Here is a 19,629-nt window from a genome sequence, read left to right on the forward strand (position 1 = left end):
CGCGACCATGGACGTCAAGGCGCGCCTGCGCAGGCTGACCTACCTGGCGCATCGCTGGCTGGGGGTGGGCGGCTGCCTGCTGATGCTGGCGTGGTTTCTCAGCGGCATCGTCATGCTGTATGTCGGCTACCCGAAGCTGACGCCCGAAGAGCGATTCGTCAGCCTGCCCGTGCTGGCGGCGGACGTTTTGCGCCCGTTGGACGCGGCGCAGGCCGGCGGCACGCTTGCCGTGCTGACGTCGGTGCGCGGTGAGCCGACCTACATCGTGCCAACCCCGGACGGCCCGCGCGCCTGGTCCGCCCGAACCGGGCAGGCCGGTGGCGCGGTGACGGCGGACATGGCCATCGCCGCGGCGCAAGCATTCTGGCCCGCGGGCACGCCCCGGCATGCGGGCCTGATCGACGAGGACCGCTGGACACATTCACGCGGGCTGGACCGCCATCGCCCGCTGCATAAAGTGCGCGTGGAGGGCGACGCGGCAGGCACGCTGTATGTGTCGTCAGCGACGGGCGAAGTCGTGCTGGACGCGCCGATCGCGCAGCAGCGCTGGAACTACGTTGGCGCGTGGCTGCACTGGCTGTACATGGCGCGCGACCGCTCCGTCGATCCGGTATGGAGCTGGATGGTGATCATCCTGTCGGCCGTCTGCACCGTGCTGGCGGTCAGCGGCACGGTCGTCGGCGTGTGGCGCTGGCGCTTTCGCGGCCGCTACAAAACGGGCGCGCGCACGCCGTACCGCGAATCCTGGATGCGCTGGCACCACATCATCGGGGTCGCCTTCAGCGCATTTGTCTGCACGTGGATCTTCAGCGGGCTGATGTCGATGAATCCGGGCGGGCTATTCGCCGGCTCCGATCCCGGACCTGATCGGCAAGCCATGGCGGGCGCGCAACGCGCCGCGCCGATTGCGGATCCGCGGCCGGTGCTGCAGGCCTTGCACGACACGGGATTTCATCCGGTCCAGCTCGAATGGCGGCGGATGGCGGACCAGCCGTACGTGCTGGCGCGCGACGCGATGGCCGAGAGCAGAATCGTTCGCCGGCAGGACGGCGGCCTGACTGTGCAGACGACGTGGCAGCCTGACGCCGTGCTTCCTGCCGCGCGCGCGCTGTTTCCTGGCGCGACTGTCCAGGCGACGTTGCTGGATCACTACGATGCCTACTACTACGCGCGCCACGCCGAAGCGATGAACGGCGGCGCCCCGCGCGGACTGCCGGTCCTTCGGCTGGATTTCGACACACCGGCCGGCGACCGCGTCTACGTGGACCTGCGCACGGGCGACCCGGTGCTCAGCCTGTCCCGCGCGCAGCGGGCCGGACGCTGGCTCTTCTACTTTTTGCATAGCTGGGATACGCCCGCCCTGCTGAATGCCGGCGTGGGTCGGGACCTGGCGCTTATCCTGTTGAGCCTGGGCGGCCTGGCCGTGTCCGCGACGGGCATCGTGCTGGGCGCGCGGCGGCTGGGCTGGGCGCGCGGCGCGCCGGTAGAATCGCGCCATCCCCGATCGCAAGGCACAAGATGACGCTTCCTCCCGAACCTTATTCCCCCCGCCGCATTGCCACGCTGGGCGTGTGGCGCGAGGCAGGTCATTCGATCAAGGCGTACGGCATCCATCGAGACCCGGACGTTGCGCGTCCGATCCTGTCCGAGCACGTCACGGCGTCAGTCCGCGCCACCGTGCGCGACGTACTGGACGAACACGCTGACGGTCCGCGCACCCATGGTCTTGGTTACTGCATTGCGCACGTGGGCGAGGAAGCCGTGTGGCTGCTCGTGGACTGGTGGATCTCCGGCGGCATCGTGTGCCAGCGCATGCTGTCGGCGCCGCTGGCCCGGCCGGACGCGTTTGCGCCGGTCAACGCGCCCGCGCTGGCTTGCGTATGGGAACTGGCCGTGATCGCGCATGAACGCGACGCGTGGGTGCGGCACATGCTTACCGCACGCCCGGACGCGGACGGATATCTGCACGACGTGCTGGCCGCCGGGCGATATTGACGCGGGGCGCGCAGTACCGACGCGGCCCCCACGTTATTGATGCGGCGTCAATCCGAGTGAGGTCGAGGCGGCGTATCCATAGACGCGTCGACCTCGGAGACCGTCTCGCCCGGGTAGGCGACGCTGGCGGCTGCCGCGGCGTCGTCGCGTGTCGCATAGGACCCCCCGTCCTCTTGAACGCCCAGCAAGGCGATGCCACGAAAACCCCAGTGGCCATCCGCGCGCTGAAAGACTTCAACGATCATTTCTCTTCCTCATCGCGGTCCGGGGCGGGACGCGTGTCGTTGCTGCCAGGCAGCCTGCCACTACGCGCCTCGGCTTCTTCCTGGGCCACGGCCTGATCGAAGCCCGGCTGATCATGGCTGCGCGCGCGCGGCGGGTGGTCGACGTCCGGCACGGGCTCCGGGGTCGTGGCATGGCCGGATGGCCGCAGCGCGCCTTTGTTAACGTCGGGCTGGCCGGGGATGGATTCTCGGGCACTGTCGGACTTGGGTTGCGTCATGGAAAAGCTCCGGTGCATCAAGGTGATTGGCAGGCGAGCAAGTGCCGTTCCTGCACGCGGAACCCTTTGACGGAGACAAGCGGTTCACGGCCCCTCGGTCAATGTGCGCAGGAACGCGGCGATGTCCTTTGCATCCTGTTCGCTGACACCCAGGTCGGGCATGGCCGTGCCCGTTTTGACGTCTGTCGGATTGCGCAGCCAGCGCTCCATGTTGGCGGGCGTATTGGGCAGGACGCCCGCGATGTATGGCCGGTCGCCCATCTGGTCCAGCGCCGGGCCCACGTAGTTCCACGCTCCGGGCACGCCCGGAATCGCATGGCAGGTCACGCAAAGATATTGCTGCAGCGCATCGCGGCCGGCCCGGGCGTCTCCTACCCGGGCCGCGGGCTGGACCTTTTCAAGCGGTGTGGCGGGCGGTTGGTCATCCTCCGCGCGCCGATAATCGTCGGCGGACAAACCCGGCAACACGCGCAGGAACGCCACCACGTCCCATATTTCGTCGTCGGTCAGGCGGTATTGCCAAGCCGGCATGCCGGTCATCTTGATGCCCTGCCGGGTAACCCAGAAGATCTCGGCCGCCGTTCGCATCCGCGCGGTAGCAACCAGCGCGGCGGGCGCCGGGTTCAGCCCCAGCGCGTACGGCTGCGGCGCCACCCCCGGTCCCCCGTGGCATTGGGCGCAGTGGGCGCGGTACAGGCGCGAGCCGTTCTGGATGCGTTCGGCCGTGTCCAGTTCAGGCGCCACGATGTCGGCCGACCGCATCTTCACGGCCCGCGTCAACGCGACATCAAGCAGATGGTGCACCGGCGTGGTGTGCGGCGACGTGGCGGTCACGTCGTACGCGCCGAAGTACACAACAGCGCCACCCACCGCCCCGGCGGTCGCGGCGGCGGCAACAAGCGTGACCGCGGCCGTGCGCGTCCAGCGCTTCATGGCGCCCTCGCCTTGCGGTCTGCACGCCGCACCAGATAGGCGGCGATATCCTCGGCGTCCGCGTGCTGCAAGCCCGTGCCGGGCATGGCCGTCCGGGGATTCACGGCGGGCGGATCCATCAGCCAGCGCACCAGGTTTTCGGGGGTGTTGGGCAGCAGCCCGGCCACGTACGCCTGCCGCGCCATGTTGCCCAAAGGCGGGCCAACACGGGACGGAGGACCGCTGACGCCGGGGACGGTGTGACAGGCGGTGCAGCCGCGCTCGGCGATCAGCCGGCGGCCACGGTCGGGATCGGCCCCTTCGCGCAAGCCGCCCGCCGCATCCGCTGGAAAGAGCGGCCGCTTGTCGTCCTGGCAAGCGCCAAGCAGCAACATCGCAGCCAGGGCCGGTAGCAGGCGGTTGGGTCGGGCAATCCGGCGCAAGGCCGTCTCCTCTATCGCGCTGTCTGCGCAGAATCTCGAGGCGCCAGCAACTCTTGTGCCCGCAAGACAATCGCGCACGCGGGCACGAAAAATGCTGACGAAGCCTCTCGCGGGCCGGCGGTCCGTTGGCCGGACTGGCCATCGCGCGCCGGATCATCCATTACAAGAACATGGCGAAAATCCTACTTATCGCGCTCGCCGCCGCGTTGCCCGTTGCCGCGTCGGCTCAACCCAGCGGCGAGGACGCTGCGCGGATCGCCGAGATCGGCTGGGTGTTGTACGTGGGCGCGGCGGCGATCTTCGCCGCGGTGGCCGCGGTGCTGGCGCTGGCGATGTTCGGTCCCGCGACGCTGCGCCGCCGGCTTTCGCGGACCGGGCTCATCGTCGGCGCGGGCATCGCGTTTCCCGTCGTGGCGCTGACTGCCCTGCTGATCTACGTGCTGACACCTTCCCCGTCGGCGGCCCGGGACGCGGCATCGTTTGCCGCGCGCATCGAAGTCACCGGCGAATTGTGGTGGTGGCGCGTGCGCTATCTGGATGCGTCGGGGGGCTTGCTCTTCGAGACCGCCAACGAGATCCGCATTCCCACGGGCAAGCCGGTGCAATTCCTGCTCAAGTCCGACAACGTGATCCACAGTTTCTGGATTCCCGAACTAGGCGGCAAGCTCGACATGATCCCCGGCCGCGTGAACCGGATGCGCGCGCTGGCCAGGACCCCCGGCACGTTTCGCGGCCATTGCGCCGAGTATTGCGGCGCGCAACACGCCCAGATGCTTTTTGACGTGCAGGCGGTGGACGCGGGCGCATTCGAGGCCTGGGTGCAGGCGCAACGCCAGCCGGCACGCGCGCCCGGACCCGAGCTCAAGCCAGCGGCCGAGCTATTCACGCAGGCGTGCGCGCAATGCCACACAGTGCGCGGCTCGGCGGCACTCGGCACGCTGGGACCGGACCTCACCCATGTGGGCAGCCGCCCCTCCCTTGCGGCGGGCATATTGCCGAACAACGTAGGCGCGATGGGCGGATGGATTGCCGGCAGCCAGCAGATCAAGCCTGGCAATGGCATGCCCTCCTTCGACCAATGGCCGGGCGAGGATCTGCGCGCCGTGGCCCGTTACCTGGAAAGCCTGAAGTGACGCGCCAGACATCCCCGACCGAGCTTCCCAACGCGCTGCCGCGGCCCGAAGGCGAACTCGAGCAGCTCGAACGCGCCTGGAAGCGTCCCACGGGATGGCGGGCGCTCACGGTGGTCAACAACACGTCCATCGGCCTGCTGTACATCGGCACCGCACTGCTCTTTTTCATCCTGGCCGGCGTACTGGGGTTGATGATGCGAACCCAGCTCGCCGCGCCAGACAACAACCTGATCGGCCACGAGCTTTACAACCAGCTCTTCACCATGCACGGCACGGTGATGATGTTCCTGTTCGCGGTGCCGGCCGTCGAGGCGGTAGCCGTACTGCTGCTGCCCAACATGCTGGGCGCGCGCGACCTGCCGTTTCCGCGGCTGTCGGCCTACGCCTATTGGGCCTATGCAATCGGCGGGCTGGTGTTCTTCTGCAGCATCTTCGTGGGGCTCGCGCCCGACGGCGGCTGGTTCATGTACCCGCCGCTGACCAGCACCAAATACTCGCCCGCGGTGAACGCCGACCTGTGGCTGCTGGGCATCGGCTTCATCGAGATCTCGGCGATTGCCGGCGCCATCGAGCTGGCCGTCGGCATCCTGCGCACGCGCGCGCCCGGCATGTCGCTGGACAAGATCCCGGTGTTCGCCTGGGTGATGCTGGTGTTCTGCGGCATGGTAATCATCGCGTTCCCTGCGGTCATCGTGGCCACTGCGCTGCTGGAGCTGGAGCGCGCGTTCGACATGCCGTTCTTCATTGCCGATCGCGGCGGCGATCCGTTGCTGTGGCAGCACCTGTTCTGGTTCTTTGGCCACCCGGAGGTCTACATCATCTTCCTGCCCGCCGCCGGCATGGTGTCGATGATGATCCCCGCGATGACCGGCACGCCGCTGGTCGGTTATCGCCTGGTGGTGCTGGCGGTAGTGTCCACCGGATTTCTGAGTTTCGGGCTGTGGGTGCATCACATGTTTGCCACGGGCATTCCGCAGTTGTCGCTCAGCTTCGCGTCGGCCGCGAGCATGGCGGTGTCGGTGCCGACTGCCATCCAGATATTCGCCTGGATCGCCACCATTGCCGCCGCCGTCCGGCTGCGCCCGCTCAAGACGCCTACGCTGTTCATCCTGGGATTCTTCTTTGTGTTCGTCATTGGCGGCCTGACCGGCGTGATGGTGGCCGTCATTCCGTTCGACCTTCAGGCGCACGACACCTACTTTGTCGTTGCGCACCTGCATTACGTACTGTTCGGCGGGATGGTGTTTCCGCTGTTCGCGGCGTTCTACTACTGGACGCCCTTCATCAGCGCGCGGCGGCTATCCGAGCGGCTGGGCCGCTGGGCCTTCTGGCTGATGTTCGTGGGCTTTAACGTCGCCTTCTTTCCGATGCACTTCACGGGGCTGGCCGGCATGCCGCGCCGCGTCTACACCTACGCCGAAAGCCAGGGCCTCGGTCCGCTGAACCTGCTGTCGACCGTGGGCGCCTACCTGATAGCCGCGGGGGTGCTCGTTTTCTTGATCGACCTGGCGCGCAACTTCCGGCCGACCATCGACAACAATGCGGGCAATGTCTGGGACGCCGGCACGCTGGAGTGGCTGCCCAGCGGCAGCTACGGGCTGCGCAGCGTGCCCACGGTGACCAGCCGCGAGCCGCTGTGGGATCAGCCCGGCCTGGCACAGCAGGTGGACGACGGCCAGCATTACCTGCCCAATGCGCCGGCCGGCTTGCGCACCACGCTGGTGACCAGCGCGCTGGACGCCCGCCCTGATTACGTGCTGCCGTTGCCCGGCCCCGCGTGGTCGCCGCTGCTTGCCGCCGTGGGCACCGCCGGGTTCTTCCTGCTGCTGACCTTCAAGCTGATGACGCTGGCGGCGGCGTTTGGCGTGCTGGCCGTTGTGGCGCTCTGGCGCTGGCTGTGGGACGCGGATACCGGCCCGGACTACCCGCCGGTGGACATCGGCGGCGGCCTGCGGCTGCCCATGATGTGTTCGGGCAGCGCGTCGCATGCGTCGTGGGCGATGGTGATGCTGCTGATCGTGTGCGCCAGCATCTTCGGATCGTTGCTGTTCAGCTACCTGTTCCTCTGGACCACGAATCCGCAGGCCTGGCCCGCGGCCAGCGCGCTACCCACGCCGGGCTCGCCGATGATGTCCGCCGTCATGCTGGTGGCTGGCGCGGGCCTTGCAGCGGCCGCCGCGCGGCTGATGACGCAAGACCGGCAATCGGCGCTGCGCGGGTGCGTCGCCGGCGCGGCGCTGTTGCTGGCCGCGGCGCCCGCGCTGGACCTGATCGTGCACTGGCAGGCCGGCCTGCGTCCCCAAGCCACCGCCTACACGGCAGCAACGTATGCCGTCGCGGGCCTGCAGGCGCTGTTTGGCGGCCTTTCCGTCGTGATGGCCATATTTACAGTGGCGCGATCAATGGCGGGAAGACTCAGCCCCACGCGCCGCGCGGCGTTCGACACCACCCGGGCGATGATGAATTACACCGTGGCGCAAGGGCTGATCGCGATGGCGCTGCTGCACGCCTTTCCGCGGCTGACGGGATAAGCCATGAGAACGCGCTTCTCGGTCGAACTGCTGTATCTCATCGCCGGCCCGCTGATCTGGCTGGCGCACTTTCTGTTCATCTACATCGTCAACGCGCTGGCCTGCGCCCGGTCGGCGTTGATCGGCCTGTGGCTCGGGCTGCCGGTGTCGTCGTGGATCATCGTAGCCGGCAGCGCGGCGGCCCTGGCCGGCATGGCGCTGGCCGCCTGGCGCCAGCGTGCGCGGGTGCGCGCGCAGGGCGCGCCGCCCTTTCATGCCTGGCTTTGCGCCGCGCTGTGCTGGCTGTCGGCCGTGGCGGTGGTCTGGGAAACGCTACCGGTTTTCCTGATGGCAGCGTGTCTCTGACCGGATGCACCACATACCGCTGCGGCGGCAGGCTATTCCGCCCACTCCGGGTCGCCAGTGAACACCACCGTCAGCCAGCGATCGGGGCTGTCGGCGCCAAGCGCCTCCCCGATCTCGTCGCGCAGGCTGTCCCACTCGCCGATGCCGCGCGCGGGCGTGTCGGCCGGCACGATGAAATACAGTTCGATTTCCTTCGATCGGCCAACCTTAGCGACGTACGCGCGATACGACGCGAAGCCATGGCGCTGCACAAAGGCCTGCGCCACCGAGTCCACGTGCAGTTTCAGGTCGGCAGGCGTGACCAGCAGCATCTCGGACAACGCCTGGCGGATGACCGATAGCGGCAAGGGGATGATCACGGCGCACACCACCGCCAGCACGGCCGGATCGATGTAGGGCGAAATCCATTCCCAGCGGGTGCCCTGCACCCCGAACCCGATGCAGAACGCCACCAGCAGCGCGGCTGTGATGCTGGCCGACATGATCCAGCCCTTCAGGTCCATGTGCAGGAATGCCGACCGGATCCGGCGGTTGGCGCGCGCCTCGGCCAGCGCGATCGCCACGCACGCGGTGAGGGTCAGCACGGCATAGACAAGCGCCAGGCCGAATTCCAGATCGCGCCCCCCTTTCAGCAGGCTGCTGACCGCATTGATGAGCGCGTAGACCGCCACGCCGCTTAGCAGGATGCCGTTCAGCGCGAGCACCATGGGTTCCAGGTGCCAGAAGCCCATCGTGAAGCGCTCGCGCAGCTTGCGCGGCAGTTGCCGGGACGTGGCGTAGGAGGTGATGAGCCGCACGACCACCAGCGACAGCGCGCTCATGCTGGCGTCGACCAGCGAATAGACCCCATCGAAGACGATGGAAAACGATCCCGAGGCCACGCCAAAGCCGATGCCGATGACGGCGATGCAAAGTGTGACCGCGATGGATATCCGCAACACGCCCTGCTCCGAGCGCAGGTCGAACAATGCCGTTCGCGAGGTCATGGTTCCTCCGATGGGGACTGATCTGGCGACACGATAACCGCATCGACCCCTGGGCGGTGCATGGCTCGGCGAGGCGGATCCGACATGAAGCATCAGGTTTATCTGGCACAACCTACTAAACGTAGGTTACGATTGGTAGGTTATCCCATTGAATCGAAGGAAATCGCCATGCACGCGCTCATCGTTGTTGCTCACCCCGATGCGAAGTCCCTCACGCACGCCATCGCCCACCATGTCGCGAACGGGGTCGCGCAACAGGGCTCAGAAACAGGACCGCTGCATTCATACGAGGTGGCGGACCTGGCCGCCGAAGGCTTCGACCCCCGCTTCACCCAGGCCGACGTGGACCTGCACCTGACCCGGTCTAACCCGCCCGCTGACGTGACCGCCGAACACGCGCGCCTGGATCGGGCCGACGCGCTGGTGCTGGTCTATCCCGTGCACTGGTGGTCGTTTCCCGCCTTGTTGAAAGGCTGGATCGACCGCGTCTTCACCAATGGCTGGGCCTATGACGCCAACCCCGACGGCAAGGTGGTCAAACGCTTGCAGCGGCTGCAGGTGCATCTGGTCGCCAGCGGCGGCGCCGATATGCGCACGTATGCGCGGCACGGTTACTTCGGCGCGATGAAGACGCAAATTGATCACGGTATCTTCGGCTACTGCGGCGCGCGCGTGGCAACATCCGATCTGCTGGTGGCGTCCGACGCCGGATACCCCGAAGCGCACCTGACCGCCGCGCAGGCCATCGGCCAGCGGATCTTTGCCCCGCAATCGTGATTGCCCGACCTCGAAGAGACCCTTGATGACGTCCCAACCCGCCCCCCGCCGCCGGCTGTCCAAGGACGCGCGGCAACGCCAGCTCATCGACGTGTCGTGGGCGCTGATCCGCGACGAAGGCACTGACGCGTTGACGCTGGGCCGTCTAGCTGAGCAGGCCGGCGTCTCCAAGCCCGTCGTCTACGACCACTTCGGCACCCGCAACGGGCTGTTGGCGGCGCTGTACCAGGATTTCGACCAGCGCCAGACCGGAATCATCGACGCCGCCATCGCCGCCAGCAAACCCACGCTGAAAGACAAGGCAGACGTCATCGCGACCCGGTACGTGGAATGCGTGTCGGCGCAGGGGCGTGAAATCCCCGGCGTGCTCGCGGCGTTGAATGGCTCCCCGGAACTGGCCGCCGTGAAGACGCAGTATCAGCACGCGTTCATCAGGAAATGCCGGGACATCCTGGCGCCGTTCGCTGGCCCGCATGGCGTTTCCCTGGCCAGTCTGTGGGGCATGCTGGGCGCGGCCGACGCGCTGTCGCAGGCGGCGGTCGCAGGCGAGATCACGCAGCAAGCCGCCCGGGACGAGCTCTTCCGGATCATTGTGGACATGGTGAAACACGCGCTCCCCCCGGACAAATAGGGTTCCGCTGGGCCTATCTTGCCGCCGCAAGCCGTCAGCACGCCCGCCTATGGACGGTCGAGCAACGCGGCGCAGGCGTCCGACAGATCGTCGAAGCAATGCAGGAGCACATCCGGCGCAAGGTCGACGGCGGGGATTTCCGTATACCCAAAGTCGACCAGCACCAGCGGCGTGCCGGCCCCGCGCGCGGCGCCCGCATCGGTGTCGGCATCCCCCACCATGACTGTGCGAGCCAGATTGCCACCCACGGCCTGCACGGCCTCGATCAAGTGTGCGGGATTGGGCTTGGCCGCCGACACCGCGTCGATGCCTACCACGCCGTCGAACAACCCCGCCATGTGCAACTTGGTCAACAGGCTGCGCGACAGACCCGTGGGCTTGTTGGTGCACACAACCAGCGTGGCGCCCGCCGACCGAAGCGTTTTCAGGGCGTCTATTACCCCAGGAAAAGGCCGAGTGTCATCGGCGATATGGTCACTGTAGTAGGCAATGAAGCCGCCAAACAGCGCGGCCGCGCGCGCCGCCGGCTCGGGCTCGCCAGCGCTTTTCAGACCGAATTCCAACAACCACCGTGCGCCTCGGCTGACGAAAGGCCGGCCCCGTTCATAGGGCAAGGGCTCGTAGCCGTGCGCGACCAATACGGCATTTACCGACCCGATCAGGTCGGGGGCCGACTCGACCAGCGTTCCGTCGAGATCGAAGGCAATGGTGGCCCCTGCCAGGGCAGTCAAATCGGTCATGGTCGGCTCCGCTTTGGGTCTGGCGGTCGACCAGACCCAAAAACATAGCTTAGCGCTGCGCGGCCTTGCTCACACTAGCGTCGTGTCACTCGACCGACGCACCCGACTTCTTCACGACTTCCGCCCAGCGCGGGATCTCGGTGGCCATCAGATCCCGAAGCTCATCCGGCGTGCTGCCAACCAGTTCCATGCCCATCGTCTTGCCCAGTTTTTCCTGCACGTCGGGCTCTTTCAGGATCAGGGCAATCTCGGCGGCCAGCTTGTCCAGGATCGGCTTGGGCGTGCCTTTGGGCGCGTACACCGCCTGCCAGGACGCCATCTGGAAGCCCGGCACGCCGGCTTCCTGCATGGTCGGGATCTCCGGCGCGAGCGCGATGCGGTCCTTGGTGGTGACGGCCAGCAGCTTGAGCTTGCCGGTCTGCAGCAGCGGCAGCGCCGCGGTCATCTGGTCGAACATGAACGTCACCGCGCCGGACGAGACGTCCACCATGGCGGGCGGCGTGCCCTTGTAAGGCACGTGCGTGAGCGGCACGCCGATCATGCCGGCGAACAGTTCGCCGGCCAGGTGCGTCGAGGTGCCCGCCCCCGAGGACGCGAACGTGCGCTTGGTGGGGTCGCGCTTGAGCAGCGCGATCAGGTCGGCCACCGAGGTCACGCCCAGGTTCGGATCCACCAGCAGCACGTTAGGCAGGAACGCAATCAACGACACCGGCTCAAAGTCCTTCACCGGGTCGTACTTCAGGTTCTTGTACAGGCTGGCGTTGATGGCATGGGTGCTGATCGTGCCGCCGAACAAGGTGTAGCCATCGGGTGGCGCCTTGGCGACGTAAGTCGCGCCGATGCCGCCGGCGGCGCCCGGCTTGTTTTCGACAACGACGTTCTGTTTCAGGCGGTCGCCCAGCTTCTGGGCCAGCACCCGGCCCACCACGTCGGTCGAACCGCCCACGGTGAACGGCACCACATAGGAAATGGGCTTTTGCGTGGGCCAGTCGGCGGCGCTGGCGGGCAACGCCAGCGTACCGAAGACCGCGCCGGCCAGAAGCGCGGCCAGCGCGCCACGTCGTTGCGTGTTCATGATTTGTCTCCTGCCTTGTTTTATAGGTATGTGTGGGGTGCCGGTCGTGCCGGCGGCAAGGCTCAGCGGCCCTGTTCTTTGCGCCAGGCGGCGAATTTGTCCTTCGTGCCCGGATCGGTCGGCGGGTACAGGCCCAGGATGGACGCGCCGCCTTGCACCTGGCTGGTCACGAAGTCTTCGAAGGCGGTCATTTCGACGGCCTCAAGGGCGATCTCGTCGGCCAGATGGGCCGGAATGACGACCACGCCTTCGCGGTCGCCCACGACGATATCGCCCGGCCACACGGCCACGTCGCCGCAGCCGATGGGCGCATTGATGTCCAGCGCCTGGTGCAGCGTCAGGTTGGTGGGCGCGGACGGACGCTGGTGATAAGCGGGAAAGCCCATCTCGGCGATTTCCGGCGAATCGCGAAAGCCGCCGTCGGTCACCACGCCTGCCACGCCGCGCTTCATCAGGCGGGTGACCAGGATCGAGCCTGCGGAGGCGGCGCGCGCATCCTTGCGGCTGTCGATGACGAAGACCGCGCCTTCCGGGCAGGTCTCCACTGCGGCGCGCTGCGGGTGCCCACGATCTTCGAACACCTTGATCGTGTTCAGGTCTTCGCGCGCGGGGATGTAGCGCAGCGTGAAGGCCGGGCCAACCATGTTGGGCAGGTTGGCGTTCAGCGGGCGCACGTCCTGGATGAACTGGTTGCGCAGGCCGCGCTTGAAAAGCGCCGTGCACAGGGTGGCGGTGCTGACGCCGGCCAACCTGGCGCGGGTTTCGGGATTCATTTGGGACACGATGGCTCCGGGTATTTGATCGGGGATCTAAAGAGGACGGGAATCAGAAGATGGCGGGTTCAGGCACGGGCGCGCCAAACTCCGTTTCCAGGAAATCGAGGTCGCAGCCGTCGTTGGCCTGCAGGATGTGCTTGGAATACATCCAGCCGTAGCCGCGCTCGTAGCGCTTGGGCGGCGGCGTCCAGGCGGCGCGGCGTGCGGCCAGTTCCTCGTCGCTGATGTTCAGATTGATGGTGCGGGCGGGCACGTCCACGGTGATCGTGTCGCCGGTCTTGACCAGCGCCAGCGGGCCGCCGATGTAGCTTTCGGGCGCCACGTGCAGGATGCAGGCGCCGTAGCTGGTGCCGCTCATGCGCGCATCGGACAGGCGCAGCATGTCGCGCACGCCCTGCTTGACCAGCTTGGTCGGGATCGGCAGCATGCCCCACTCCGGCATGCCCGGACCGCCCTGCGGGCCGGCATTGCGCAGGATCATGATGTGGTCGGCGGTGACGTCCAGGTTTTCGTCCTCGACGGCAGCCTTCATGCTGGGATAGTCGTCAAAGACCAGCGCGGGGCCGGTGTGGCGCAGGTATTGCGGGGCGCATGCGCTCGGTTTGATGACGCAGCCGTCGGGCGCGATATTGCCGCGCAGCACGGCCAGTGCGCCCTCGTCGTAGATCGCCTCGTCCAGTTTGCGGATCACGTCGTCGTTGTAGACCTCGGCGCCGGCGATGTTCTCGCCCAGCGTCTTGCCGGTGACCGTCATGGCCGACAGGTCCAGGTGGCGGTCCTGCAACCGCGACATCAGCGCCGGCAGGCCGCCCGCGTAGTAGAAGTCTTCCATCAGGTAGGTGTCGCCGCTAGGCCGGATGTTGGCGATGACGGGCACCTTGCGGCTGGCCGCGTCGAAGTCGTCCAGGCCCACGGCGCAGCCCGCCCGGCGCGACATGGCGACCAGGTGGATGATGGCGTTGGTGGAACAGCCCATCGCCATGGCGACGTTGATGGCGTTCTTGAAGGACGCCACGCTCAAGATGCGCTGCGGCGTCAGGTCGTCCCAGACCATCTCGACCACACGCCGGCCGCACTCGGCGGACATGCGCATGTGATTGACGTCCGCAGCAGGGATGGACGAGGCGCCCGGCAGCGTCATGCCAATGGCCTCGGCAATGGCGGTCATGGTGCTGGCGGTGCCCATCGTCATGCAGGTGCCGTAGCTGCGGGCGATGCCGCCTTCCACTTCGGTCCATTGTTCCTGCGTGATCTTGCCGGCGCGGCGTTCGTCCCAGAGCTTCCAGGCGTCCGACCCGGAACCCAGGATCTTGCCCTTCCAGTTGCCGCGCAGCATGGGACCGGCCGGCACGTACACGCACGGCAGGCCGGCGCTGATGGCGCCCATGATGAGTCCCGGCGTGGTCTTGTCGCAGCCGCCCATCAGGACGGCGCCGTCCACCGGGTGGCTGCGCAGCAGTTCCTCGGTCTCCATGGCCAGGAAGTTGCGGTACAGCATCGTGGTCGGCTTGACGAAGGATTCCGACACCGAGATCGCGGGCAGTTCCACCGGAAAGCCGCCCGCCTGGAACACGCCGCGCTTCACGTCTTCGACGCGCTGCTTGAAGTGGCTGTGACAGGGGTTCAGGTCGGACCAGGTGTTGATGATGGCAATGACGGGGCGCCCCGCCCAATCGTCCGGGCCGTAGCCCATCTGCATCATGCGGGAACGGTGGCCAAAGGAGCGCAGATCGTCCTTGGCCATCCAGGCAGCGCTGCGCAAGCTTTCATAGGTGCGTTTCATGGGATACGAGGGGATGCGGAGTGAGAGTCAAAGCATTTAAACACTAATACATTAGTGCGTCAGCTAGGTGAAAACCCGCTACACTGCGGCATTCGTTATCAGCCCTTCCCCACGCGGGATTCGACACGTTTACCTGATGCAAAGCCAGAAGCTCAGACTGGATCGCTCCCGCCACGCGGCACCCCAGGTTTTTGAACACCTGCGGCGCCAGATCATTTCGCTGGAACTCGTTCCCGGCGCGCCGCTGTCGCGCGTCACCCTGGCCGAGTGCTACGGCCTGAGCCAGACCCCCATCCGCGACGCGCTCATGCGGCTCGCCGAGGAAGCCCTGGTCGAAATCTATCCGCAGCACACCACGGTGGTCAGTCGGGTCGACATCGCCGCCGCGCGGCAGGCGCATTTCCTGCGCCGCTCGCTGGAACTGGAGATCGTCCATCTGCTGGCGCAGCGGCCCGATCCGTTATTGCTCCAGCGCCTGCAATCCTCCATCGACCTGCAGCGCGCCGCCCACGCCAGCGGCGAATACCAGCAGTTCATCAACGCGGATCAGGCGTTTCACCGCGACATGCACGAAGCCGCGGGCGTGGCCAGCCTGTGGGAGATGGCGCAGCGCTACAGCGGCCACCTGGACCGGTTGCGCCGGCTGCATCTGCCCGAAGCCGGCAAGGCGGAACGCATCCTGGACGACCATCAACGGCTGTTGGACGCCATCGCCGCGCAGGATCCGGCCCGGGCGCAGCAGGTGCTGCGCGAGCACCTGTCCGGCACGCTCAGCCAGGTGGCTGAAATCTGCAAGCGTTATCCCGATTACGTGGTGGCCGATTAGCCTAGTGCGCGCCGTGCACAAGCCGTGAACCAACGGCTGATTGGCGGACGGCTGATCGCCTAGACGGGGGCCTATCGCAAAGGCGGGCTCAATCCAGCGGATACCGCTGAATGACGGTCTTGCCGCTGCGTTCGGCAAGCGACAGCAAGGCGTCGCCGGTCTGGTCCAGGCCCAACAGCCCGCGCTCCTGCTCGTGCGACAACTGGAACGGCCGCCAGGACCTGCCCTTGTCGCGGCTGTAGAAGTAGGTCTTCGTGTATTCGTTGCCCGAGAACAGTTGTTCGGCGTAGGTCTTGATGACCCACGCATTGCGGCCGAACCACGCCTGTCCGATCCACGACTTGGCGCCGCGCACATCGGGCGAGCGCGACCGCTTCACCCAGGACATGCCGCTCTTGTCCAACTGGTAGATGGTGTCGCCCTCGGTTTCGAAGACGGGCTGATCGCGTGTCAGCAGCGCGTGGGCGTCCTGGGCAGGCACCCGGGCGACGTCCGGCGTGATGCGGAACGCCGGCGACGCGCCTTCCTGGAATTGCACCTCGAAGCGGCGCGTCTCGATCAGCTCGGGCGCGTCCTGGCCTTCGGGCCGCACGCGGGTGCGCCAGCTCCAGCCCACCGCGCGCGTGTCGTCCAGCGGATAGAGCGACCAGCCATAGCCAAGTTGCTCCGGGCCATAAGCCTTGCGGTCCCGCTCCGCCGTCTCGGCAAACTTGCGCTCAAATGCCGCCGAATCCGGCCACACCTGCTCTTTCAGCCGCGTCGCCGACCACCGCTTGGCGCCATCGCAGCTATACAGCAGACGCACGCCGGTCTCGTGGTTTTCCAGGGCAATCGCCAACCGGTCGGTGAGAAAGGCTGTGTGCAGTTGCGGCACGCCCAGCGTCACGTCGGGATCGTAGGTCCAGGTGACGCCCAGGTCGTCGGAGCGCAGCGCATCCCAGGCAGCGGGCTGGTCGCCTTCGCCCGGACTGCGCAGGGTGCTGGTGATCAGATACAGCGGCTCGCCGCCGGGCGCGCCGATCAGGGTGACGCCGGTATCGCCGCTGACGGAGGCCAGCAGCTCGAACACGCCGGTGCCCCGTCCTCCATAAATGAGGTTGCGTGCATCGGAGGTGGAACGGCCAGTCTGCAGCATGGTCAGGGCCAGATCGCCGTGGCCATGCGCCATGGCGGTGATGGCGCCGGTCTGCGCGAGCTGGATGCGCTGCTTCTGCAGCCGATCTTTCAAGGCCGGGATCTGCGTGTCGAGCACGGGCGCCTGCGCCAGGCCGTCAATGTCCTTGGCGGTGACCAGAAGCTGGCCGGTCAGCAATTGGCGTTCGCCGTAACGCTGGATGGCAACGCGCGAGTATGACGCCAGCGCCGGGCCGTTGAGTTCGCCGACGACCTCGCTGCGCGGCAGCGGATCGCCCATCGGGATGATCTGATAGATGCCCCGCGCCAGCACGGCGGCCGAGAGGACCGCCAAGCCGGCGGCCACGAGTCTGATGGTCTTGGGTCCAGGCATCCCGGGCATAATGCCAGCCCCCCACGCCGCCAGCCACATTTATCGAACGGACAGAACTATAGCGCGTTGCGCCTGGTTCTCTATACTGGCGTAACGCACGCTCACGTCTTACCGGACGCGCGCCCCTACCCCGACACCACGGAATCGCCCATGACCGCAAGGCCTCCTTCTGCCCTCCTCGCCCTGGCCCTGTTTGTCGCGGCGAGCGCCGGCACGCTGGCGCATGGCGCCGCCGCCAACGATCCAGCCTGGGTTCCGGTCGACCCGCAGACGATGCCCGGCGTGTTCTACGACAGCAATTCCATCCGCACCGTGTCCGAAAGCCCCACGGTACGGGCGGTGACGGTGGCCTGGTTCTACGCCCAGCCCCGCATCTCCGAGGCCAATGGCCAACCCTATGGCTCGGTGACCCAGCCCATCACGCTGAACTGCGGCGCCAACACCTATACGGTCACCGAGGTCTTGCACCACGCCGGCAACGACGCCACCGGGGCAATCGTCGAATCCATCCCCGTGGCGGGCATCCGCAATGCGCCCGTGACGCGCGACCCGGTGCAGCGGCGTCTGCGGGACCTGGTGTGCGAGGCAAACGGCAAAAGCGCGCGCAAGTAGCCGCTACTGCCCTCGCCAGTACCGGTACAACGCCCGGGCGCCGGCATCCAGCAAAAAGCCCAGCACGCCGATCATCAGCACCATCGCCATCAGTTCCGAATAGGCCAGCCGGTCGCGCGTGTCCAGAATGAAATACCCCATGCCGGCCGACACGCCCAGCATTTCGCATGGGACCAGGACGATCCACAGGATGCCGATCGCCAGCCGCACGCCGGTCAGGATATGGCCCATCACGCCGGGCAGGATGACGCTGCGCAGCGTCTCCCAGCGGGTCGCGGCCACGCTTTGCGCCAGTTGCAGCCACCGCGGATCAAGCTGCTGCACGCCAGCAGCCGTGTTCAGCACGATCGGCCAGACCGCCGCGAATGCCAGCAGGAAATAGACGGGATCGTCGCCCACGCCAAACACCATGACCGCGATCGGCATCCACGACAGCGGCGAGATCATGCGCAGGAATTGCATGGCGGGCGATGCGGCCGCTTCCAGCCGGCGCCAGCTTCCGATCGCCAGGCCCAGCGGCACGCCGATCGCCAAGGCCAGTCCCAATCCCACCGCAATCCGCCGCAGGCTGACCAGGATGTGGGCAGGCAAATCCGAGCTGGTGAGCAATTCGCCAAGGCTGACGAACGTGGGCCCGGGCGCAAAGCGCCGCGCCATGCCGCCCGCCGGCGCCAGGACCTCCGTGCCCAGCCACCACAGCACCAGCAGCAGGCCCAACCCGCTCAGGCCGAGCGCGTAGCGCGCGCACAGGCCCAGGCCCGCGGCCGTCTTGGGCCGGTAATGCGCCGCGGACCGCCGCGGGGCTTCGGGCGGTGCCTGCGCGTCGTGCGGTGCCTGCGCCACCGACTCGCGTCCCGTCACGCCTGCACCATCTCGGTCCGGCTGTAGGCATCGGGAAAGCCGAAGCGCGTCAGGCCCCCGGCCGATTCGATTGCCCGTCGGACAAAGCGATCGTCCACCAGCTCGGCCGCCGCGCGCGCCGGATCCAGGTCAGCCAGGAAGCCGCGGTCCGCCTCGATCAGCGTGTCGCGCAGCCGCCGCACCAGTTCCTCGGTGTAACTGGGAAACGGATACGGTTGGAAGTCGATGCGGCGTTCATCCCAATCGGCGTGCCGGATCGCGCCGCTGGCCAGATACTGCTCGCGGTCCTCGGGCGGCGGCGCCAGCACCTTGGTCAGCGCCGGCAGCGTATGCGGGGTGTAGCGGTTGATCCCTTCCTTGGACAGCAGCCGCGCTGTCTCGGCCCGGTTGTCGCGGATCCAGAGCTGCGCCTGCACGATGGCGTCCACCACCTTCTGCGACCATTCCGGCCGCTGCGTCAGGTCGCGCTCGTGCATGAAGACGACGCAGCAGGCGTGGTTGCGCCAGATGTCGCCCGTAAAGCGCAGCACCTTGCCCACGCCTAGGGTTTCAGCCGCCGCGTTGAACGGCTCGGCCACGATGTAGCCGGCGATGCGCTGCTGCGCCAGGGCGGGCGGCATGTCCGCGGGCGCCATGACGACCAGGTTCACTTCATTGGCGGCCGGCGCGCCGTCCTTGCGCGACACCGGCGTCAGGCCGTTCTCGCGCAGCAGGTACTGCAGCATGACATTGTGGATGGAGTACCAGAACGGAATCGCCACCGTCTTGCCGCCCAGGTCCTTCACGGCATTGACGGCGGGCGCGACGGTCAGGCCGGATCCGCCCACGTGGTTCCAGGCCACCACCTTGGCGGGCACCTTGCTGCCAAAGCGCGCCCACACCGTCATCGGCGACAACAGGTGCACCACGTTCACCTGACCCGAGATGAAGGCTTCAATCACCTGCGCCCAACTGCGCAGCAGCACGGGCTTTTCGGCCTTGACGCCCGCCTTGTCGAAGAGCCCATTGTTATGCGCCACCAGCAGCGGCGCGGCGTCGGTGATCGGCAGATAGCCGATGCGCACGGGTGCATCGGGCTCGGACTGTGCCCGGGCGTTGAAGGCCGACAGCAGGGATGCAGCGCCGCCGGCGGTCAGCAGGGCCGAGAGTTTCAACCAGTCGCGACGCGACATGTGTTCAAGGCACATCAGAAAG

General features: G+C 67.1%; 21 protein-coding genes. 9 read left to right on the forward strand and 12 right to left on the reverse strand.

What is annotated here, in order from left to right:
* Positions 1–7: 7 nt before the first annotated feature.
* Positions 8–1,522, forward strand: a complete 1,515-nt coding sequence (locus tag AC6LJW_RS06955) for a PepSY domain-containing protein (RefSeq protein WP_498086844.1) — start codon at positions 8–10, stop codon at positions 1,520–1,522.
* Complete coding sequence (locus AC6LJW_RS06960; protein WP_498086845.1) at positions 1,519–1,995, forward strand: hypothetical protein; 477 nt, start codon at positions 1,519–1,521, stop codon at positions 1,993–1,995. Before AC6LJW_RS06955 ends, AC6LJW_RS06960 begins: the two co-directional genes overlap by 4 nt.
* Before the next feature lie 47 nt (positions 1,996–2,042).
* On the opposite strand, the gene AC6LJW_RS06965 is transcribed toward AC6LJW_RS06960, so the two are convergent.
* The 4 genes from AC6LJW_RS06965 to AC6LJW_RS06980 all read right to left on the reverse strand — a co-directional run bounded on the left by AC6LJW_RS06965 (position 2,043) and on the right by AC6LJW_RS06980 (position 3,852).
* Positions 2,043–2,240 carry a hypothetical protein gene (locus tag AC6LJW_RS06965; protein ID WP_427987909.1) on the reverse strand — a complete coding sequence of 66 codons (198 nt, stop codon included), beginning with the start codon at positions 2,238–2,240 and terminating at the stop codon, positions 2,043–2,045.
* Complete coding sequence (locus tag AC6LJW_RS06970) at positions 2,237–2,497, reverse strand: hypothetical protein (protein ID WP_056561692.1); 261 nt, start codon at positions 2,495–2,497, stop codon at positions 2,237–2,239. Before AC6LJW_RS06970 ends, AC6LJW_RS06965 begins: the two co-directional genes overlap by 4 nt.
* Before the next feature lie 84 nt (positions 2,498–2,581).
* Positions 2,582–3,430: a c-type cytochrome gene (locus AC6LJW_RS06975; RefSeq protein ID WP_498086846.1), complete on the reverse strand. Its 849-nt coding sequence runs from the start codon at positions 3,428–3,430 to the stop codon at positions 2,582–2,584.
* On the reverse strand, positions 3,427–3,852 hold the full coding sequence (locus AC6LJW_RS06980) for a c-type cytochrome (protein WP_498086847.1): 426 nt from the start codon (positions 3,850–3,852) through the stop codon (positions 3,427–3,429). The genes AC6LJW_RS06975 and AC6LJW_RS06980 overlap by 4 nt, the downstream gene beginning before the upstream one ends.
* Before the next feature lie 170 nt (positions 3,853–4,022).
* On the opposite strand from AC6LJW_RS06980, the gene AC6LJW_RS06985 reads away from it, so the two are divergent.
* From AC6LJW_RS06985 to AC6LJW_RS06995, 3 genes are read left to right on the forward strand one after another with little or no spacing between them, the layout of a single operon-like run.
* On the forward strand, positions 4,023–4,985 hold the full coding sequence (locus AC6LJW_RS06985) for a cytochrome c oxidase subunit II (RefSeq protein WP_498086848.1): 963 nt from the start codon (positions 4,023–4,025) through the stop codon (positions 4,983–4,985).
* Positions 4,982–7,516, forward strand: coding sequence for a cbb3-type cytochrome c oxidase subunit I (locus AC6LJW_RS06990; RefSeq protein WP_498086849.1), 2,535 nt, complete (start codon positions 4,982–4,984; stop codon positions 7,514–7,516). The genes AC6LJW_RS06985 and AC6LJW_RS06990 overlap by 4 nt, the downstream gene beginning before the upstream one ends.
* 3 nt (positions 7,517–7,519) lie before the next feature.
* On the forward strand, positions 7,520–7,861 hold the full coding sequence (locus tag AC6LJW_RS06995; protein WP_498086850.1) for a hypothetical protein: 342 nt from the start codon (positions 7,520–7,522) through the stop codon (positions 7,859–7,861).
* A 32-nt stretch (positions 7,862–7,893) separates the two neighbouring features.
* On the opposite strand, the gene AC6LJW_RS07000 is transcribed toward AC6LJW_RS06995, so the two are convergent.
* Positions 7,894–8,847, reverse strand: coding sequence for a cation diffusion facilitator family transporter (locus AC6LJW_RS07000; protein ID WP_056561700.1), 954 nt, complete (start codon positions 8,845–8,847; stop codon positions 7,894–7,896).
* A 168-nt stretch (positions 8,848–9,015) separates the two neighbouring features.
* Between AC6LJW_RS07000 and AC6LJW_RS07005 the strand changes: the two genes are divergently transcribed.
* Complete coding sequence (locus tag AC6LJW_RS07005) at positions 9,016–9,624, forward strand: NAD(P)H-dependent oxidoreductase (RefSeq protein WP_056561703.1); 609 nt, start codon at positions 9,016–9,018, stop codon at positions 9,622–9,624.
* Between the two features lie 25 nt (positions 9,625–9,649).
* On the forward strand, positions 9,650–10,255 hold the full coding sequence (locus tag AC6LJW_RS07010; protein ID WP_056566572.1) for a TetR/AcrR family transcriptional regulator: 606 nt from the start codon (positions 9,650–9,652) through the stop codon (positions 10,253–10,255).
* A gap of 47 nt (positions 10,256–10,302) precedes the next feature.
* Here the strand turns inward: AC6LJW_RS07010 and AC6LJW_RS07015 are convergent, their stop codons facing one another.
* The 4 genes from AC6LJW_RS07015 to araD form a co-directional block, all read right to left on the reverse strand.
* Positions 10,303–10,995, reverse strand: coding sequence for an HAD-IA family hydrolase (locus AC6LJW_RS07015; protein WP_498086851.1), 693 nt, complete (start codon positions 10,993–10,995; stop codon positions 10,303–10,305).
* A gap of 85 nt (positions 10,996–11,080) precedes the next feature.
* Positions 11,081–12,070, reverse strand: coding sequence for a Bug family tripartite tricarboxylate transporter substrate binding protein (locus AC6LJW_RS07020; protein WP_498086852.1), 990 nt, complete (start codon positions 12,068–12,070; stop codon positions 11,081–11,083).
* 62 nt (positions 12,071–12,132) lie between these two features.
* A complete protein-coding gene (locus AC6LJW_RS07025) occupies positions 12,133–12,843 on the reverse strand; it encodes a ribonuclease activity regulator RraA (protein ID WP_498086878.1) in 711 nt (236 codons plus the stop codon).
* Between the two features lie 52 nt (positions 12,844–12,895).
* Positions 12,896–14,629: an L-arabinonate dehydratase gene (gene araD / locus AC6LJW_RS07030; protein ID WP_498086853.1), complete on the reverse strand. Its 1,734-nt coding sequence runs from the start codon at positions 14,627–14,629 to the stop codon at positions 12,896–12,898.
* A gap of 136 nt (positions 14,630–14,765) precedes the next feature.
* Between araD and AC6LJW_RS07035 the strand changes: the two genes are divergently transcribed.
* Complete coding sequence (locus AC6LJW_RS07035; protein WP_056561710.1) at positions 14,766–15,455, forward strand: GntR family transcriptional regulator; 690 nt, start codon at positions 14,766–14,768, stop codon at positions 15,453–15,455.
* A gap of 88 nt (positions 15,456–15,543) precedes the next feature.
* Here AC6LJW_RS07035 and AC6LJW_RS07040 read toward each other — a convergent pair whose 3' ends face one another.
* Positions 15,544–16,962, reverse strand: a complete 1,419-nt coding sequence (locus AC6LJW_RS07040; protein WP_498086854.1) for a hypothetical protein — start codon at positions 16,960–16,962, stop codon at positions 15,544–15,546.
* Positions 16,963–17,112: 150 nt separating this feature from the next.
* Between AC6LJW_RS07040 and AC6LJW_RS07045 the strand changes: the two genes are divergently transcribed.
* Positions 17,113–17,574 (forward strand): surface-adhesin E family protein, encoded by a 462-nt coding sequence (locus tag AC6LJW_RS07045; RefSeq protein WP_235512043.1) that lies wholly within the window; start codon positions 17,113–17,115, stop codon positions 17,572–17,574.
* 3 nt (positions 17,575–17,577) lie between these two features.
* On the opposite strand, the gene AC6LJW_RS07050 is transcribed toward AC6LJW_RS07045, so the two are convergent.
* Positions 17,578–18,435, reverse strand: a complete 858-nt coding sequence (locus tag AC6LJW_RS07050) for an ABC transporter permease (protein ID WP_498086855.1) — start codon at positions 18,433–18,435, stop codon at positions 17,578–17,580.
* The gene (locus tag AC6LJW_RS07055; RefSeq protein ID WP_056561712.1) at positions 18,432–19,622 is read right to left on the reverse strand and encodes an ABC transporter substrate-binding protein; all 1,191 of its coding nucleotides are present in this window, start codon (positions 19,620–19,622) and stop codon (positions 18,432–18,434) included. The genes AC6LJW_RS07050 and AC6LJW_RS07055 overlap by 4 nt, the downstream gene beginning before the upstream one ends.
* Positions 19,623–19,629: the final 7 nt, after the last annotated feature.

Source organism: Achromobacter sp. 1012554356, assembly GCF_059760815.1.

Excerpts from the sequence above, each read along its gene's own strand:
- AC6LJW_RS06955 (WP_498086844.1), top strand. The coding sequence starts at position 8 with ATGGACGTCAAGGCGCGCCTGCGCAGGCTGACCTACCTGGCGCATCGC.
- AC6LJW_RS06960 (WP_498086845.1), top strand. The coding sequence starts at position 1,519 with ATGACGCTTCCTCCCGAACCTTATTCCCCCCGCCGCATTGCCACGCTG.
- AC6LJW_RS06965 (WP_427987909.1), bottom strand. The coding sequence starts at position 2,240 with ATGATCGTTGAAGTCTTTCAGCGCGCGGATGGCCACTGGGGTTTTCGT.
- AC6LJW_RS06970 (WP_056561692.1), bottom strand. The coding sequence starts at position 2,497 with ATGACGCAACCCAAGTCCGACAGTGCCCGAGAATCCATCCCCGGCCAG.
- AC6LJW_RS06975 (WP_498086846.1), bottom strand. The coding sequence starts at position 3,430 with ATGAAGCGCTGGACGCGCACGGCCGCGGTCACGCTTGTTGCCGCCGCC.
- AC6LJW_RS06985 (WP_498086848.1), top strand. The coding sequence starts at position 4,023 with ATGGCGAAAATCCTACTTATCGCGCTCGCCGCCGCGTTGCCCGTTGCC.
- AC6LJW_RS06995 (WP_498086850.1), top strand. The coding sequence starts at position 7,520 with ATGAGAACGCGCTTCTCGGTCGAACTGCTGTATCTCATCGCCGGCCCG.
- AC6LJW_RS07000 (WP_056561700.1), bottom strand. The coding sequence starts at position 8,847 with ATGACCTCGCGAACGGCATTGTTCGACCTGCGCTCGGAGCAGGGCGTG.
- AC6LJW_RS07005 (WP_056561703.1), top strand. The coding sequence starts at position 9,016 with ATGCACGCGCTCATCGTTGTTGCTCACCCCGATGCGAAGTCCCTCACG.
- AC6LJW_RS07010 (WP_056566572.1), top strand. The coding sequence starts at position 9,650 with ATGACGTCCCAACCCGCCCCCCGCCGCCGGCTGTCCAAGGACGCGCGG.
- AC6LJW_RS07015 (WP_498086851.1), bottom strand. The coding sequence starts at position 10,995 with ATGACCGATTTGACTGCCCTGGCAGGGGCCACCATTGCCTTCGATCTC.
- AC6LJW_RS07020 (WP_498086852.1), bottom strand. The coding sequence starts at position 12,070 with ATGAACACGCAACGACGTGGCGCGCTGGCCGCGCTTCTGGCCGGCGCG.
- AC6LJW_RS07025 (WP_498086878.1), bottom strand. The coding sequence starts at position 12,843 with ATGAATCCCGAAACCCGCGCCAGGTTGGCCGGCGTCAGCACCGCCACC.
- araD (WP_498086853.1), bottom strand. The coding sequence starts at position 14,629 with ATGAAACGCACCTATGAAAGCTTGCGCAGCGCTGCCTGGATGGCCAAG.
- AC6LJW_RS07035 (WP_056561710.1), top strand. The coding sequence starts at position 14,766 with ATGCAAAGCCAGAAGCTCAGACTGGATCGCTCCCGCCACGCGGCACCC.
- AC6LJW_RS07040 (WP_498086854.1), bottom strand. The coding sequence starts at position 16,962 with ATGCCTGGACCCAAGACCATCAGACTCGTGGCCGCCGGCTTGGCGGTC.
- AC6LJW_RS07045 (WP_235512043.1), top strand. The coding sequence starts at position 17,113 with ATGACCGCAAGGCCTCCTTCTGCCCTCCTCGCCCTGGCCCTGTTTGTC.
- AC6LJW_RS07055 (WP_056561712.1), bottom strand. The coding sequence starts at position 19,622 with ATGTGCCTTGAACACATGTCGCGTCGCGACTGGTTGAAACTCTCGGCC.